Annotated in this window: 14 protein-coding genes; 3 read left to right on the top strand and 11 right to left on the bottom strand. The window is 51.6% G+C overall.

The annotated features are described in order from the left end of the window. Window positions 1-29 precede the first annotated feature (29 nt). The 11 genes from JK216_RS01745 to JK216_RS01695 form a co-directional block, all read right to left on the bottom strand. Entirely contained in the window at window positions 30-1,352 is a 1,323-nt protein-coding gene (locus JK216_RS01745; protein ID WP_212708459.1) for an ATP-binding protein, read from the bottom strand. Continuing rightward, window positions 1,349-2,029 (bottom strand): response regulator transcription factor, encoded by a 681-nt coding sequence (locus tag JK216_RS01740; protein WP_212708458.1) that lies wholly within the window; start codon window positions 2,027-2,029, stop codon window positions 1,349-1,351. The genes JK216_RS01745 and JK216_RS01740 overlap by 4 nt, the downstream gene beginning before the upstream one ends. A gap of 108 nt (window positions 2,030-2,137) precedes the next feature. Continuing rightward, a complete protein-coding gene (gene cysM, locus JK216_RS01735; protein WP_212711156.1) occupies window positions 2,138-3,022 on the bottom strand; it encodes a cysteine synthase CysM in 885 nt (294 codons plus the stop codon). A gap of 82 nt (window positions 3,023-3,104) precedes the next feature. Beyond that, entirely contained in the window at window positions 3,105-4,193 is a 1,089-nt protein-coding gene (gene cysA, locus JK216_RS01730) for a sulfate/thiosulfate ABC transporter ATP-binding protein CysA (RefSeq protein WP_212708456.1), read from the bottom strand. Beyond that, window positions 4,183-5,058, bottom strand: coding sequence for a sulfate/thiosulfate ABC transporter permease CysW (gene cysW / locus JK216_RS01725; RefSeq protein WP_212711155.1), 876 nt, complete (start codon window positions 5,056-5,058; stop codon window positions 4,183-4,185). Before cysW ends, cysA begins: the two co-directional genes overlap by 11 nt. Then, window positions 5,058-5,891 carry a sulfate/thiosulfate ABC transporter permease CysT gene (cysT, locus tag JK216_RS01720; RefSeq protein ID WP_212708454.1) on the bottom strand — a complete coding sequence of 278 codons (834 nt, stop codon included), beginning with the start codon at window positions 5,889-5,891 and terminating at the stop codon, window positions 5,058-5,060. Before cysT ends, cysW begins: the two co-directional genes overlap by 1 nt. Continuing rightward, entirely contained in the window at window positions 5,891-6,904 is a 1,014-nt protein-coding gene (gene cysP, locus JK216_RS01715; RefSeq protein ID WP_212708453.1) for a thiosulfate ABC transporter substrate-binding protein CysP, read from the bottom strand. The genes cysT and cysP overlap by 1 nt, the downstream gene beginning before the upstream one ends. 213 nt (window positions 6,905-7,117) lie before the next feature. Further along, window positions 7,118-8,017, bottom strand: a complete 900-nt coding sequence (locus tag JK216_RS01710; RefSeq protein ID WP_212708452.1) for a Dyp-type peroxidase — start codon at window positions 8,015-8,017, stop codon at window positions 7,118-7,120. Between the two features lie 95 nt (window positions 8,018-8,112). Then, a complete protein-coding gene (locus JK216_RS01705) occupies window positions 8,113-8,745 on the bottom strand; it encodes an RpoE-regulated lipoprotein (RefSeq protein ID WP_212711154.1) in 633 nt (210 codons plus the stop codon). 63 nt (window positions 8,746-8,808) lie between these two features. Further along, window positions 8,809-9,267: a DUF2919 domain-containing protein gene (locus JK216_RS01700; protein ID WP_212708512.1), complete on the bottom strand. Its 459-nt coding sequence runs from the start codon at window positions 9,265-9,267 to the stop codon at window positions 8,809-8,811. A 50-nt stretch (window positions 9,268-9,317) separates the two neighbouring features. Then, window positions 9,318-9,743: a GNAT family acetyltransferase gene (locus tag JK216_RS01695; RefSeq protein WP_212708450.1), complete on the bottom strand. Its 426-nt coding sequence runs from the start codon at window positions 9,741-9,743 to the stop codon at window positions 9,318-9,320. A 225-nt stretch (window positions 9,744-9,968) separates the two neighbouring features. On the opposite strand from JK216_RS01695, the gene amiA reads away from it, so the two are divergent. The 3 genes from amiA (at window position 9,969) to tal (ending at window position 12,924) form a co-directional block, all read left to right on the top strand. After that, the gene (gene amiA / locus JK216_RS01690; protein ID WP_212710548.1) at window positions 9,969-10,823 is read left to right on the top strand and encodes an N-acetylmuramoyl-L-alanine amidase AmiA; all 855 of its coding nucleotides are present in this window, start codon (window positions 9,969-9,971) and stop codon (window positions 10,821-10,823) included. Between the two features lie 36 nt (window positions 10,824-10,859). Next, complete coding sequence (gene hemF / locus JK216_RS01685; protein WP_212708448.1) at window positions 10,860-11,768, top strand: oxygen-dependent coproporphyrinogen oxidase; 909 nt, start codon at window positions 10,860-10,862, stop codon at window positions 11,766-11,768. A gap of 205 nt (window positions 11,769-11,973) precedes the next feature. Next, window positions 11,974-12,924 (top strand): transaldolase, encoded by a 951-nt coding sequence (tal, locus tag JK216_RS01680; RefSeq protein WP_212708447.1) that lies wholly within the window; start codon window positions 11,974-11,976, stop codon window positions 12,922-12,924. Window positions 12,925-13,061: the final 137 nt, after the last annotated feature.

The raw sequence follows: 13,061 nt of genomic DNA, 5'->3' as shown, positions 1-13,061 counted from the left end.
CGGGAGCGAAATGCTGCCGACGACCTGACTTATTGCGGATGCCAGTGGGGTAACCGCAGTGAGATCTCCAGACCGCCTCCTGGCCGGTTACCGGCCCTGACCTCCCCATGATGTGCCAGTATCACTTTACGTACAATCGCCAGCCCCAGCCCGTACCCCTTACCTGACTGCGCGGATGCAACCCGCACAAAGGGGTCGAAAATACTCGATAGTTTATCCGGCTCTACCCCTGGCCCCTGATCGCGGATAACTATTGTCAGCCACTCCTGTTCTGCCTGCAGAATAATATCAATGGACTGTCCGGCCGAAGAGAACCGCAAGGCATTTCTCAGTACATTTTCGATACAACGCCGGACCATTTCAGCGTTACCCTGTACCATAAAATCGGCATTCTCATCATAACTGACATGAATATCTACCTGCGGAACCTGAGCTTCGAAACGTGCATCAGCCACCACCGCATCCAGTAAACTGGTCAGTTCAAAATATTGTTCGCGCACCATATGGGCATGTTCTGCGCGGGAAAACGTCAGCAGTTCACCGATCATTTTGTCCAGCTTGCGGGCTTCGTTATCAATGCGTTCCAGCGAGTCATATACATTATCGGGTGACTGGCGGGCCAGTGCGGTTGCCAGCTGTAAACGCGCCAGCGGAGTACGCAACTCATGGGAGATATCATGTAATAACTCTTCACGGGCTTTTACCAGCACATCTAACCGTTCCACCATGGCATCAAAATCGCGTGCCACCACCGAAAATTCATCGTGCCGGCGCTGCATTTTGCCGAATAAACGAACCGACAGATCACCGCTGGAAATATGACGAAACCCTTCCCGTAACTGCCGCATTGGCCGGGTCAGATTCCAGGCCAGTAACAGACTGAACAGTAATCCCATCGGGATAGCAAACACAACCACCGGCATCGGTATATGCAGAAAACGCTGGATAACAGGCAAAGTACCGCCCCGTCTTCGCGGATGGTCTGCATGCATATCCATAGAAATCACATAGTCTGTATTATCCGGTGCCGTTACCTGCCGGGTCAGGCGATCCGGAGGCGGGCCGCCGGGAGATTCAGGACGTTCACTCGCCAGCTGTAACTGTGTCACCGAGCGCAGCACTGCCGGCCATTCGGCTTCTGCCTGCTCAAGTCCCGCCGGCCCATGTAGTTCAACCTGTTTAGCCGCCTGATCCAGCTGCAGACTTAATGTCTGTCTCAATAACTGTTGCTCCGGGGGTTCTGATCCCAGCAGGCTGAATCCCAGCCATAAAAACTGGCTGATCACCAGAAAGACCAGCATAAACCCCAGTAACATTTTCCAGAACAGGCGTCCCGGATAATCATAGTTCATCGGATACGATAACCAATGCTGCGCACGGTCTCGATATTCAGTTGGTCGTTAGTCAGTTTACTCAGCTTTTGCCGGATATTACTGACATGGACATCAACACTGCGGTCATAGGCTTCGCGCTGGCGACCAAGGGCTTTTTCAGAAAGTTCATCTTTTGATACCACCCGGTCACTGGCAGCCAGCAACAGTTCCAGCAGATTAAATTCCGACGCGGTAAGATCAAATGCCTGACCTTTCCATGAGGATACGCGGGTCGCCGGGTCCAGGGACAAATCACCGTGAATAAGCTGTTCTTTTTTCTCTTCCCTGGCGGGCTGTTCATCAAAACGTCGCATCACAGAACGCAGACGGGCAACCAGTTCTCTGGGATAGCAGGGTTTAGGGACATAATCATCTGCCCCCATCTCCAGCCCGATCACCCGGTCAATATTGTCCCCTTTGGCGGTCAGCATAATCACCGGTAAGCGGCTGCTATGGCGCACCTGCCGCAATACATCAATACCACTCATATCTGGCAGCATAATATCGAGGATCATCGCACTGTACTGGCCTGAGAGCGCACTGGTGATAGCCTCTTTTCCGGTCATCACCAGTGCGTTGCTAAAACCTTCACCTTCAAGATACTGACTAAGCATACTGCCCAGTTCATGATCATCATCAACCAGCAAAATCTTCATAAACGTTCTCTTTCTGTAAAATAACGCCATTCTGACCCGATCCCGCGCGGGTTACCGCAGTATTTTCACTATCCTTACATGATGCCCTGTCTGCGGCTGTATAATTTGCTATTCATAGACCCCGGTGGAGAGGTAACGATCGCCGCGATCACAAATAATAGCGACAACTTTCGCACCGGGCGTGGCCGCGGCAATCTGTAGTGCACCGGCCACTGCCCCGCCGGAACTCATACCGCAAAAAATACCTTCCAGCCTTGCCAGATTACGCATGGTTTCTGTCGCCAGGGCTTCTGACATATCGATGGTTCTGTCGACCCATTGCGGCTGAAAAATACCCGGCCGGTAGGCTGCAGACCAGCGGCGGATCCCCGGGATCTGCGACCCCTCTTCAGGCTGCAGACCTATCACCTGTACCGCAGGATCCTGCTGTTTAAGATAACGTCCCACTCCGCTGATAGTCCCCGTTGTCCCCATGCTGGAAACAAAATGCGTCAGCCGGCCCCCTGTCTGCTGCCAAATCTCCGGCCCGGTGGTCATAAAATGCCCCAGAGGATTATCAGGATTATTAAACTGATCCAGTACCTTGCCTTCACCTCTGGCTGCCATTGCCGCGGCTAAATCACGGGCACCCTCTATTCCTCCCTGTTGCTGGCTGACCAGTATCAGTTCTGCGCCATAAGCTTTCATCGCCGCCTGGCGTTCAGGGCTCATATTATCCGGCATCAGTAACTTCATCCGGTACCCTTTCATGGCCGCAATCATTGCTAAGGCGATACCCGTATTGCCACTGGTCGCCTCTATCAGAGTATCGCCCGGCGCAATATCACCACGACATTCCGCCTGCTGTATCATCGAATACGCCGCCCGGTCTTTTACCGAACCGGCCGGATTATTACCTTCCAGTTTAACCAGCACCTGACTGCCGTTATCCGCGACCAGCCGCTGCAAACTGATTAAAGGGGTATTACCTATGGTACTTTCCAGAGTTATCACGGGGATCCCTGCCTATAAAAACGAAAACAGCCTGTCCGCGGTGAAAGCGCCAGGCTGTTTTACAGACCAGGTAACGAAAGTATCAGGCAGTTTCTGCAAAGGCAACAGGTTGTATTAACCGGTGCCCCTGATAAATTCTCGCCTGATCCACACCAATATATAAGCGCTCACCGCGCGATGGCGGCGTATGTCCGTCGTCACAGACCAGGGTCAGATCGGCGGCTTCCCAGCCCGACGGCTGCACCAGCAATTGCCAGAAATGACCACGCGGACTGGCTTCAACCACCTTCACCGCCAGTGGTGTATTGGCTGAGTACTCACGGCTGATCTCCGTCTCCCAGGGGCGCAGAAACAGTTCAACCTGGCCCTGTACTTCCGGTAACTCAGCCAGCGACCAGTGATGGCCTGCGACCTGTAACTGATTACCGGCCATGGTGCCTTCCAGCCGGTTAATTTCGCCGAGGAATTCAAGTACAAAACGGGATACAGGCTGCTGCCAGACCTGTTCCGGGGTCCCGGTCTGCTCTATATTTCCCTGACTCATCACCACAATCCGGTCTGCAACCTCCATCGCTTCTTCCTGGTCATGAGTCACGAACACGCTGGTGAATTGCAGTTCTTCGTGTAACTGGCGTAACCAGCGGCGTAATTCTTTACGTACCTGAGCGTCCAGCGCACCAAAAGGTTCATCCAGCAGCAGGATATGAGGATCAACCGCCAGTGCCCTGGCCAGCGCAACCCGTTGTTTTTGTCCGCCGGATAACTGTGCGGGAAAACGTCCTGCAAGGTGCGATAACTGCACCATTTCCAGCAGACGAGTGACTTTCTTTTTAATTTCCGCGGAGGACGGACGTTCCCGCCGCGGCAGTACTGTCAGACCAAATGCCACATTATCAAACACGGTCATATGCCGGAATAAGGCGTAGTGCTGAAAAACAAAGCCGACATGGCGATCTCTGGCATGTAACTGGCTGACATCACGGTTATGAAACGAAATCTGTCCGCTGTTCTGGTGTTCAAGCCCGGCAATAATACGTAATAAGGTTGTTTTCCCCGAACCGGAAGGCCCGAGTAATGCCACCATTTCTCCGGAAGCGATATCCAGAGAGATATCATTAAGTACCGGGGTTTTACCGAAAGACTTATTAATCTGATGAATATTAATGCTCATAGTTGCCGTCCTGTTGCTGACGCTGATGCTGACGCTCCAGACGCCATTGCAGTGCGCTTTTCAAAAATAAAGTGACAATCGCCATCAGGGCCAGCAGAGCTGCCGCTGTAAATGCACCGACTGTATTATAATCCTGGTGTAATAATTCGACCTGTAATGGCAGGGTATAAGTTTCGCCGCGGATCGAACCGGAGACTACCGATACCGCACCGAACTCACCCAGTGCACGGGCATTAGTCAGTACCAGCCCGTACAATAATGCCCAGCGGATATTAGGTAACGTAACACGCCGGAACATTTGCCAGCCGCTGGCACCAAGCAGGATAGCTGCTTCATCTTCCTGGCTCCCCTGGCTTAACATCACCGGCACCAGTTCACGGATCACAAACGGGCAGCTGATAAAAATAGTCACCAGCACCATCCCCGGCCAGGCAAACATGACCTGAATATTATGCGCATCCAGCCAGTATCCCGCAGGGCCATTAATTCCCCAGAACAGCAAATACAGTAGCCCCACCACCACCGGCGAAATTGCGAATGGAATATCAAATAATGTCAGTAATAATTGCCGGCCAGGGAAATTAAACCGGCTGACCAGCCAGGCCAGCAGAGTACCGAACACCAGATTCACCGGTACTGTGATTAAGGCGATCATCACTGTCATCCAGATTGCATGCAGCATATCCGGGTCTGCCAGGTTATCCAGGGAAGCAACGATGCCTTTACCCAGCGCTTCCCAGAAAATCGAAATCAGCGGTACCACCAGCACCAGCACAGACAGCAATATCCCGGCAGTCATCAGCAGTAAACGGCCCGGGTGAAACGATTTTCTGGCCCGCAGCGGCTGCGTAGTAGCTTCAGTCATCAGTGCCCCCCTAAACGACGGCCATAGCGGCTTTGCAGCACATTAATCCCAAACAGCAGCACCAGTGATGCCGCCATAATAACTGAAGCAATCGCGCTGGATGCCGGGAAGTCGAATTCCTGCTGGCGGATAAAAATCATCAGCGAGATAACCTCAGTTTTCCAGGCAATATTGCCGGCGATAAAGATCACTGCACCAAATTCGCCCAGGCTGCGGGTAAACGACAGAGCGGTCCCGGCCAGCAGTGACGGCGCAAGTTCGGGAAGAATAACGCGGTAAAAAGCCTGCCAGGGCCGTGCACCGAGGGTTTCTGCCGCTTCTTCATATTCCGGCCCCAGCTCTTCGAGCACCGGCTGAACGGTACGGATCACAAAAGGTATACTGGTAAATGCCATTGCTACCGCGATGCCCAGCCAGGTATAGGAAACTTTAATCCCGAACTGTGCCAGCCATTGCCCGTACCAGCCAGTGGTGGAAAATAAACCGGCCAGGGTCAGACCGGCGACTGCGGTGGGCAGAGCAAAAGGTAAATCCATCAGCCCGTTCAGCAGGGTTTTTCCCGGAAAAGTATAACGGGTCAGAATCCAGGCCATCAGCATGCCAAATACGGCATTAAAAGCCGATGCCAGTGCGGCCGATAATAGGGTCACTTTATAGGCTGCGACTAATTCTGGTTCGGTCACTACATGCCAGTAGTCAGCCCAGGTCATTTTTGACAACTGGATCACTAACGCACTCATCGGGAGTAACAGAATCAGACAGGTAAAAAACAGGCTGGTGCCCAGACTTAAACCAAATCCGGGTAATACCCGTTTATGACGCATTTGTTTCATTACTTATGTCCTGCTGACTGCAATTTATCGAATTCCCCGCCACTGGCGAACTGGGTCTGCATCGCCCTCTCCCAGCTGCCAAACAGGTCTTCAACACGAAACAATGACACCTGCGGGAAGCGGGATTTATTTTCGGCCATTAACTGAGGGTTGTTGACGCGGTAGTAGAAACTGGTGATGACTTTCTGTGCCTGCGGACTGTACAGGAACCGGAGATACTGGCTGGCCGCCTCAGCATTACCATCTGCGGCGACATTTCGGTCTATCCGGGCCACCGGAAACTCTGCCAGAATATTGGTCTGCGGTACCACAACCTCAAACTGCGAGGCCGGATACTGCTGACGAATATTATTTACTTCCGATTCAAAACTTATCAGGACATCACCGATACCACGTTCGGCAAAGGTAGTGGTCGAGCCACGGCCTCCTGTATCGAATACCGCGACATTATTCACAAAACGGCGCATAAAGGCCTCCGTTTTCGTCGGCGTATTTCCATCGGCTTTTGCTGCTGCTCCCCATGCCGCAAGCCAGGTATAACGGCCATTGCCGGAGGTTTTCGGATTAGGAAATACCAACTGAAGACCACTGCGGGTCAGATCTGACCAGTCATGGATATTTTTCGGGTTCCCTTTGCGGACAAGAAAAGCCATGGTGGAGTAAAAAGGAGAACTATTATCAGGTAAACGACGTTGCCAGTTGGCCGGGATCAGCTGGCCCCGGTCATGCAGTATTTGTACGTCAGAGACCTGATTATAGGTAACGACATCCGCCTTCAGCCCCTGCAGAATAGCCAGTGCCTGTTTCGACGAACCGCCGTGAGACTGACGAATGGTGAGTTTGTCAGCCGGATGCGCCTGATCCCATTGGGCGATAAAAAGCGGATTCAGCGCCGCGAATAACTCACGGGAAACATCGTAAGAACTGTTAAGCAGAGTGGTGGCATGTGCTGCACCGGCAGTAAACAGTATCAGCAGTACCCCACTGACCCGTTTTTTACCCTTTACCTTCATTAACTTACCCCTGAACACAAACGCGGCCGCTGTTAGCCGCATAATTAGTGTATTTATTTCTCAGGGCAAAGCTGTAGCGGTTTTATATACCGATTATTGCTTTAAAAGCATAAAAACGCATAAGGGCTGTCAGATAAATACTATCAGGCAATGATCGCGGGAATAGTCAGGTCAGCGGACCGACTCCGCCGACCTGTACCCCGGGGGAACGGTTTATAGTGCAGATAATTGTGACAATGACGGGGCATAAAAATAACTGCCGCTAACCGGCTTTGAAAAACGCAATAGCCCGTCATATTTACCATCGCTTTCGCCGAACATGCTCAGTAATTGCTGCTCAATATTGTGCAACCGTGCACAGTAAGCAATAAAATAGAGCCCATGCGTGCCGCTGACGGTGCCATAAGGCAGACTCTGGCGCAGAATTTTCAGCCCGGCACCATTCTCTTTGAGGTCGACACGGCTAAGGTGAGAAGTGACCGGACGAGTATCCGCGGGTAATTCTTCGTTGCTGTCTTTGGTACGTCCGATGATTGCTTCTTGCTTCGCGACCGGCAGTTTATGCCATGAGGTGAGGTTATGTTCCCAGCGCTGAGTAAACACATAACTGCCACCGGCATCTTCTCCGTCGGCAATAATGGCAACCTGCTGACGCTTCTCACCTTTCGGGTTTTCGGTGCCATCAACAAAACCACTCAGATCACGGTCTTCAACCCAGCGAAACCCCTGAGTTTCTTCACTGACATCCATCAGCGGACCCAGCAGTTCCATCGCAATCTGTCCAAGAGAGAAGTTCACATCCTGTCGCTGGGACTGGATATGAATCAGTACGTCGCGCTGCGTTGCCGGAGCCATACCTTTACCCAGCGGCCGGAAATCTTTAAGCTCAGGCGCAGAGGCTGAAACACCGTTCAAATCACGCCACAGTGCAGCACCAAAGGCAATAACACTGCCCAGCCGCGCATCGGGGTATTTTTGCTGCAGGGCTTTCTGCCGCGAGAGATACTCGCGGATTTGCATCCCTGCCTGCGCTAAATCACCGTTAAACGCGCCCTCCAGCCACAGGCCGGCACGGCAATGCTCCGGCAAAATACCACTCTGATAGTCCGTCACTGTCTGTATCTCCGATAGTCAGTAAAATCAATGTCTCTGTTCATATCCCTATGATACCGGAAATTCATTAACATAACCTTTATCAAAGCAAGGGATTATACTCCGCCAGACAGCGATTGCTGCCAGACAATGCGGGTCAGGATCCAGTTTTTCAGTGTTTCATCTGCCGGCATAATCCCCTGCGGTCCGTGCCACTCACCCTGATAAATATACCGTATATGCTGGCTGTCCGGTGCCTGACAACTGACCTGCTCTCCGTTTTCCAGCGGCTGGCAGTGACCAAAGGCCTGGGTGTAGACCTCAGAAAATTTACTGCCTGTTTTCACGCCGCTGGCCGAAGTAATCGCCGGATCAGATACATCGATACGTGACACTGTGCTTTGCCCCTGAATAACCAGCATCACCTGCCCGTCACGTAACGCCTGCCAGAAAGTGACAATATCGCCGTTTTCTGTACGCATCCCCTGCCGCAATTGATAGTCGCTGCCCAGCGCCCCACTGATTCCGGCTTCGGTCATCGGCGTCAGCCCGGTTAATCCGCCAACACCTTGTTCGCTGACAGTGGCTGAAGCACCAAACCAGTGCCAGGGTAATGCCGATGACCAGGAGTAGCTCAGTGGGTTCCACCATCTGACAGGATCATTGCCGGAGACATCATGATTTCCGCTGCCGGCACAGCCTGACAGTAAGATCACTCCGCTAAGCAGTGTGGTTTTCAGTAATTTCATCGCTATTTCTGTCCCTTTCGCAATAAGCTAATGCCGGATTGGAGTGATAAAACCGCAAAAAGTTTATTCTTCTGCCGGGAATTCCGGAACAAAACAGTCTTTCAGCCGGCGGCTGGTCAGCAACCAGCAGGCCGACAGCAGATCAAATATGAGTAAAATTAATGGTAACGGAGACTGTTGTAACAATACATAACTCAGTTGTGAGCACTGCCAGCCAAAAGTCACCAGCGAGCAGGCAACTAATAACCAGCGCCAGCCTCTCCATAACACAGGAAAACGCCGCCGGTAACCGCTCAGGAAAAATGCCGCAACCGCACTCAGTCCCAGCGCCAGACCAGGGTAAAACCCCTGCGTATCCGGATAAAATAAATTCAGCAGGGTTTCCCCCTGTTGCCGGGATGCACCGGCAACCACTAACACTATCCAGGTACGTGCCTGAAATATCAGGATCAGCCAGAATAAAAATGGCAACCGCAGTTGCCCTTTATTGTCATAATTTTCGGGAGAATAATCGATCAAAATACACCAGACACCCTGTCAGAACGGACTAAACCGTATCACTACGCTGATGCTCAGTACTCACGATCTTCAATCAGTCGTTTGCCTAAAATCAGCGAATCCACAATTTCGTATTCAAGTTTTTCATAAAAACCCAGTACGATATCGTTCTCTTCACGCACCATCAGATTGATCTTCGGGCAGCCGCGGGCAATCAGTTTCTTTTCCAGCCGGTTCATCAGTGCATTAGCAAACCCGCGGCCACGAAAATCAGGGTCAACCCCCAGATAATATACAGACCCACGGTGGCCGTCGTACCCCCCCATCAGGGTTGCCACCACCTGTCCGCCGGCGATTGCCACCAGAAACAGGTCCGGATCATGGTGCATTTTTCTTTCTATATCCATTTCAGGATCATTCCAGGGACGCAGTAAATCACAGCGCTCCCAGAGGGTGATGACTTCATCAAAGTCTTCCTGGCGAAATCCACGAATTTCCATCGCGAGGCCTCTGTCGTTGAGATATGGGCAGATTATGGCGTTTTCCCCTTTATCTGCAACCCTGAGAGGTGAACAAAAGCAGAAAAATCTGCCTTTTGTAAAGAACAGAACTGAAACACCCGGTAAAAGGCTGAAATATTTGCCTTGTCGCAATCCTCCGAATGTTACGATATAACAATGGAATGTTGATCTAAACTAACTCTCCGGATGACGATGGAAGTGCTGATGAAAAAATTATCCCCGCTGAAACGACTGGTAAATCGCCGCCAGTTACTCTTATCCGGTCTGGCATTAGCGGTACTTTCCCCGCGTGGTGTGTTAGCCCGGGAACATACCATCAAGCCCGTCGCCCAGCCGGCAAAACCCGTGAGTAATGGTAAATTTATCGTTATGATTGACCCCGGACATGGTGGCATTGATTCGGGGGCGGTCGGTGAAGAAGGCTCCATGGAAAAACATGTGGTACTGGAAATTGCCGGCACCATTCGTCAGCTACTCAACGACCATCCTCATATTGAAGTCCGGCTCACCCGCGACAGTGACCATTTTATTCCTCTGTATCAGCGGGTGGAAATTGCCAGCCAGCACGGCGCCAACCTGTTTATGTCAATTCATGCTGACGGTTACACCAGCCCGGAGGCACACGGGGCTTCGGTATTTGCGCTATCCAATCGCGGCGCGACCAGCGCCATGGCCCGTTATCTTTCTGAACGGGAAAACGCTGCCGATGATGTCGCCGGACTCAAAGTGCAGGAGAAAGATCACTACCTGCAACAGATTCTGTTCGATTTAGTCCAGACCAATACCATCAAAAACAGTCTGACACTCGGTAAACATGTGCTGGATAAAATCAGGCCGGTACACCATTTACACAGTCAGCACACGGAACAGGCGGCATTTGCCGTATTAAAATCGCCGTCTATCCCCTCGGTTCTGGTCGAAACGTCGTTTATTACCAATCCGGCAGAAGAAAAACTGCTGGGTTCTGCGGTTTTCCGCCATAAAATTGCCACCGCCATTACCGCAGGGATTGTAAATTATTATAATGAATCCGCTATCCACAATCGCCGGATAAGTTAGGTATAATCAGCAAAACCCCACAATAAATGATGTGATATGAACGTTCCCGACAAACATAAGGTCAAGGAGTTCCTGCTCTCATTACAGGACCAAATCTGTCAAAAACTGGCAGCTGCCGACGGCTCCGGAGGATTCGCGGAAGATGCCTGGCAACGGGAAGCCGGCGGTGGCGGACGTTCCCGTGTACTGCGAGATGGCGCGATATTCGAACAGGCTGGCGTTAATTTCTCTCATGTTTACGGTGAGAATATGCCAGCCTCAGCCACGGCTCACCGGCCGGAACTGGCTGGTCGCAGTTTTGAAGCCATGGGCGTATCGCTGGTTATTCATCCCCATAGCCCTTATATCCCCACCAGTCATGCCAATGTGCGCTTTTTTATTGCCGAGAAACCCGACGCTGACCCCATCTGGTGGTTTGGCGGTGGCTTTGACCTGACACCATTCTACGGTTTCACCGAAGATGCGGTTCACTGGCACCAGACGGCCAGAAATATTTGTCAGCCCTTCGGAGATGACCTCTTCCCGCGTTATAAAAAATGGTGTGATGACTATTTTCATCTGCGTCACCGCAACGAACAGCGGGGTATCGGCGGTCTGTTCTTTGATGATCTGAACACCCCTGACTTTGACCAGTGTTTTGCTTTTACCCGCGCCGTAGGCACCGGTTTTACCGACGCCTATTTGCCGATTGTCGAACGGCGTAACGCCCTGACCTGGGGTGAACGTGAACGGCAGTTTCAGCTTTATCGTCGCGGCCGTTATGTTGAATTTAATCTGGTCTGGGACCGTGGCACCCTGTTTGGTTTACAAACCGGGGGCAGAACTGAGTCTATTCTGATGTCGATGCCCCCCCAGGTACGCTGGGAATATAACTACCAGCCGTCTGCAGGTTCTGCCGAAGCAGAGCTGTATGAAAAATTCCTGCCTGTAAAAGACTGGGTATAGCCTGCCATCCCTGTACACGGGAGAATATTTAGCAATGATTCTCCCGCCCCTGCCTTTTTTTGGCCTGTGTCATGGTGTTACCTGTCGCTATTATCGGAGAAAACGTATTTTCTTCCCCGATAAATTCCGGCACAGTGTTAAATTCCTGTTACCAATTGTTCCGTCACCGATGGAATAACTGCTTTAGAAAGAATGAGAACGCTGCATGAACCCGCTTGATGCATTAAAACAATTTACAACAGTAGTCGCTGACAGCGGCGATTTTCAGTCAATTTGTGACTACCAGCCGCAGGACGCTACCACCAATCCCTCTCTGGTACTAAAAGCAGCCACATTACCTGCCTGCCGCCATCTGATCGACGAAGCTATCGATTACGCCCGTCGGCAAGGGGGGAATACCGAAACACGGATCATTAATGCCAGTGATCGCGTTGCCGTCAATCTCGGTGTGGAAATTCTGAAAAACATTCCCGGCAGAGTTTCGACTGAAGTAGATGCCCGTTTGTCTTTTAACCGTGGTATGTGTGTAGCAAAAGCCGAAAAACTGCTGCGGATGTATGAAGATCAGGGGATTGACCGTTCGCGGATACTGATAAAACTGGCATCCACCTGGGAAGGAATTAAAGCCGCAGAGGAACTGGAACAGAACGGTATCAATTGTAATCTGACCCTATTGTTCTCATTTGCTCAGGCAAGAGCCTGTGCAGAAGCCGGCGTTTATCTGATCTCTCCTTTTGCCGGCCGCATTTATGACTGGCACCACAGCCGTACTCCTCTGTCACCTTATCAGGCAGACCAGGACCCGGGAGTAAAATCCGTACGCAGTATTTACGACTATTATAAAAAGCACCGTTACACCACCATCATTATGGGTGCCAGCTTCCGTAATACGGAACAAATTCTTGCACTGGCAGGCTGTGACCGCCTGACTATTGCTCCGGCATTATTACAGGCGCTGAAAAACAGTCAGGTACCGGTGGTACAAAAACTGCGGCCGCCGGTGGAAGCATTTCACCAGCCGGCCCCGCTCTCTGAAGATGAATTCCGCTGGCAACATAATCAGGATGCAATGGCGGTAGATAAACTGTCTGAAGGTATCCGTCAGTTCGCCATTGACCAGCAAAGACTGGAAGATATGCTGGCCGCCCGACTTTAACTCTGTTACTTATTTTTAAATCAGCCGGAGCTACCTATGCCCTCACATAAAGAACTCGCCAATGCGATCCGTGCCCTCAGTATGGACGCTGTGCAAAAAGCCAAATCCGGTCACCCGGGTGCCCCGATGGGCATGGC

This window comes from Tatumella sp. JGM94 (assembly GCF_018257595.1).
Taxonomy (GTDB): Bacteria; Pseudomonadota; Gammaproteobacteria; order Enterobacterales; family Enterobacteriaceae; genus Tatumella; species Tatumella punctata.
The sequence above is the reverse complement of the archived record's forward strand: the minus strand, read 5'-3'. Positions and strand labels throughout refer to the sequence as shown.

Bases quoted from the DNA above. Each gene is read 5' to 3' on its own strand.
- JK216_RS01705 (WP_212711154.1), bottom strand. From the start codon at position 8,745: ATGAAATTACTGAAAACCACACTGCTTAGCGGAGTGATCTTACTGTCA.
- tal (WP_212708447.1), top strand. From the start codon at position 11,974: ATGAACCCGCTTGATGCATTAAAACAATTTACAACAGTAGTCGCTGAC.
- JK216_RS01740 (WP_212708458.1), bottom strand. From the start codon at position 2,029: ATGAAGATTTTGCTGGTTGATGATGATCATGAACTGGGCAGTATGCTT.
- cysW (WP_212711155.1), bottom strand. From the start codon at position 5,058: ATGACTGAAGCTACTACGCAGCCGCTGCGGGCCAGAAAATCGTTTCAC.
- JK216_RS01745 (WP_212708459.1), bottom strand. From the start codon at position 1,352: ATGAACTATGATTATCCGGGACGCCTGTTCTGGAAAATGTTACTGGGG.
- hemF (WP_212708448.1), top strand. From the start codon at position 10,860: ATGAACGTTCCCGACAAACATAAGGTCAAGGAGTTCCTGCTCTCATTA.
- cysA (WP_212708456.1), bottom strand. From the start codon at position 4,193: ATGAGCATTAATATTCATCAGATTAATAAGTCTTTCGGTAAAACCCCG.
- cysP (WP_212708453.1), bottom strand. From the start codon at position 6,904: ATGAAGGTAAAGGGTAAAAAACGGGTCAGTGGGGTACTGCTGATACTG.
- JK216_RS01695 (WP_212708450.1), bottom strand. From the start codon at position 9,743: ATGGAAATTCGTGGATTTCGCCAGGAAGACTTTGATGAAGTCATCACC.
- cysT (WP_212708454.1), bottom strand. From the start codon at position 5,891: ATGAAACAAATGCGTCATAAACGGGTATTACCCGGATTTGGTTTAAGT.
- amiA (WP_212710548.1), top strand. From the start codon at position 9,969: ATGAAAAAATTATCCCCGCTGAAACGACTGGTAAATCGCCGCCAGTTA.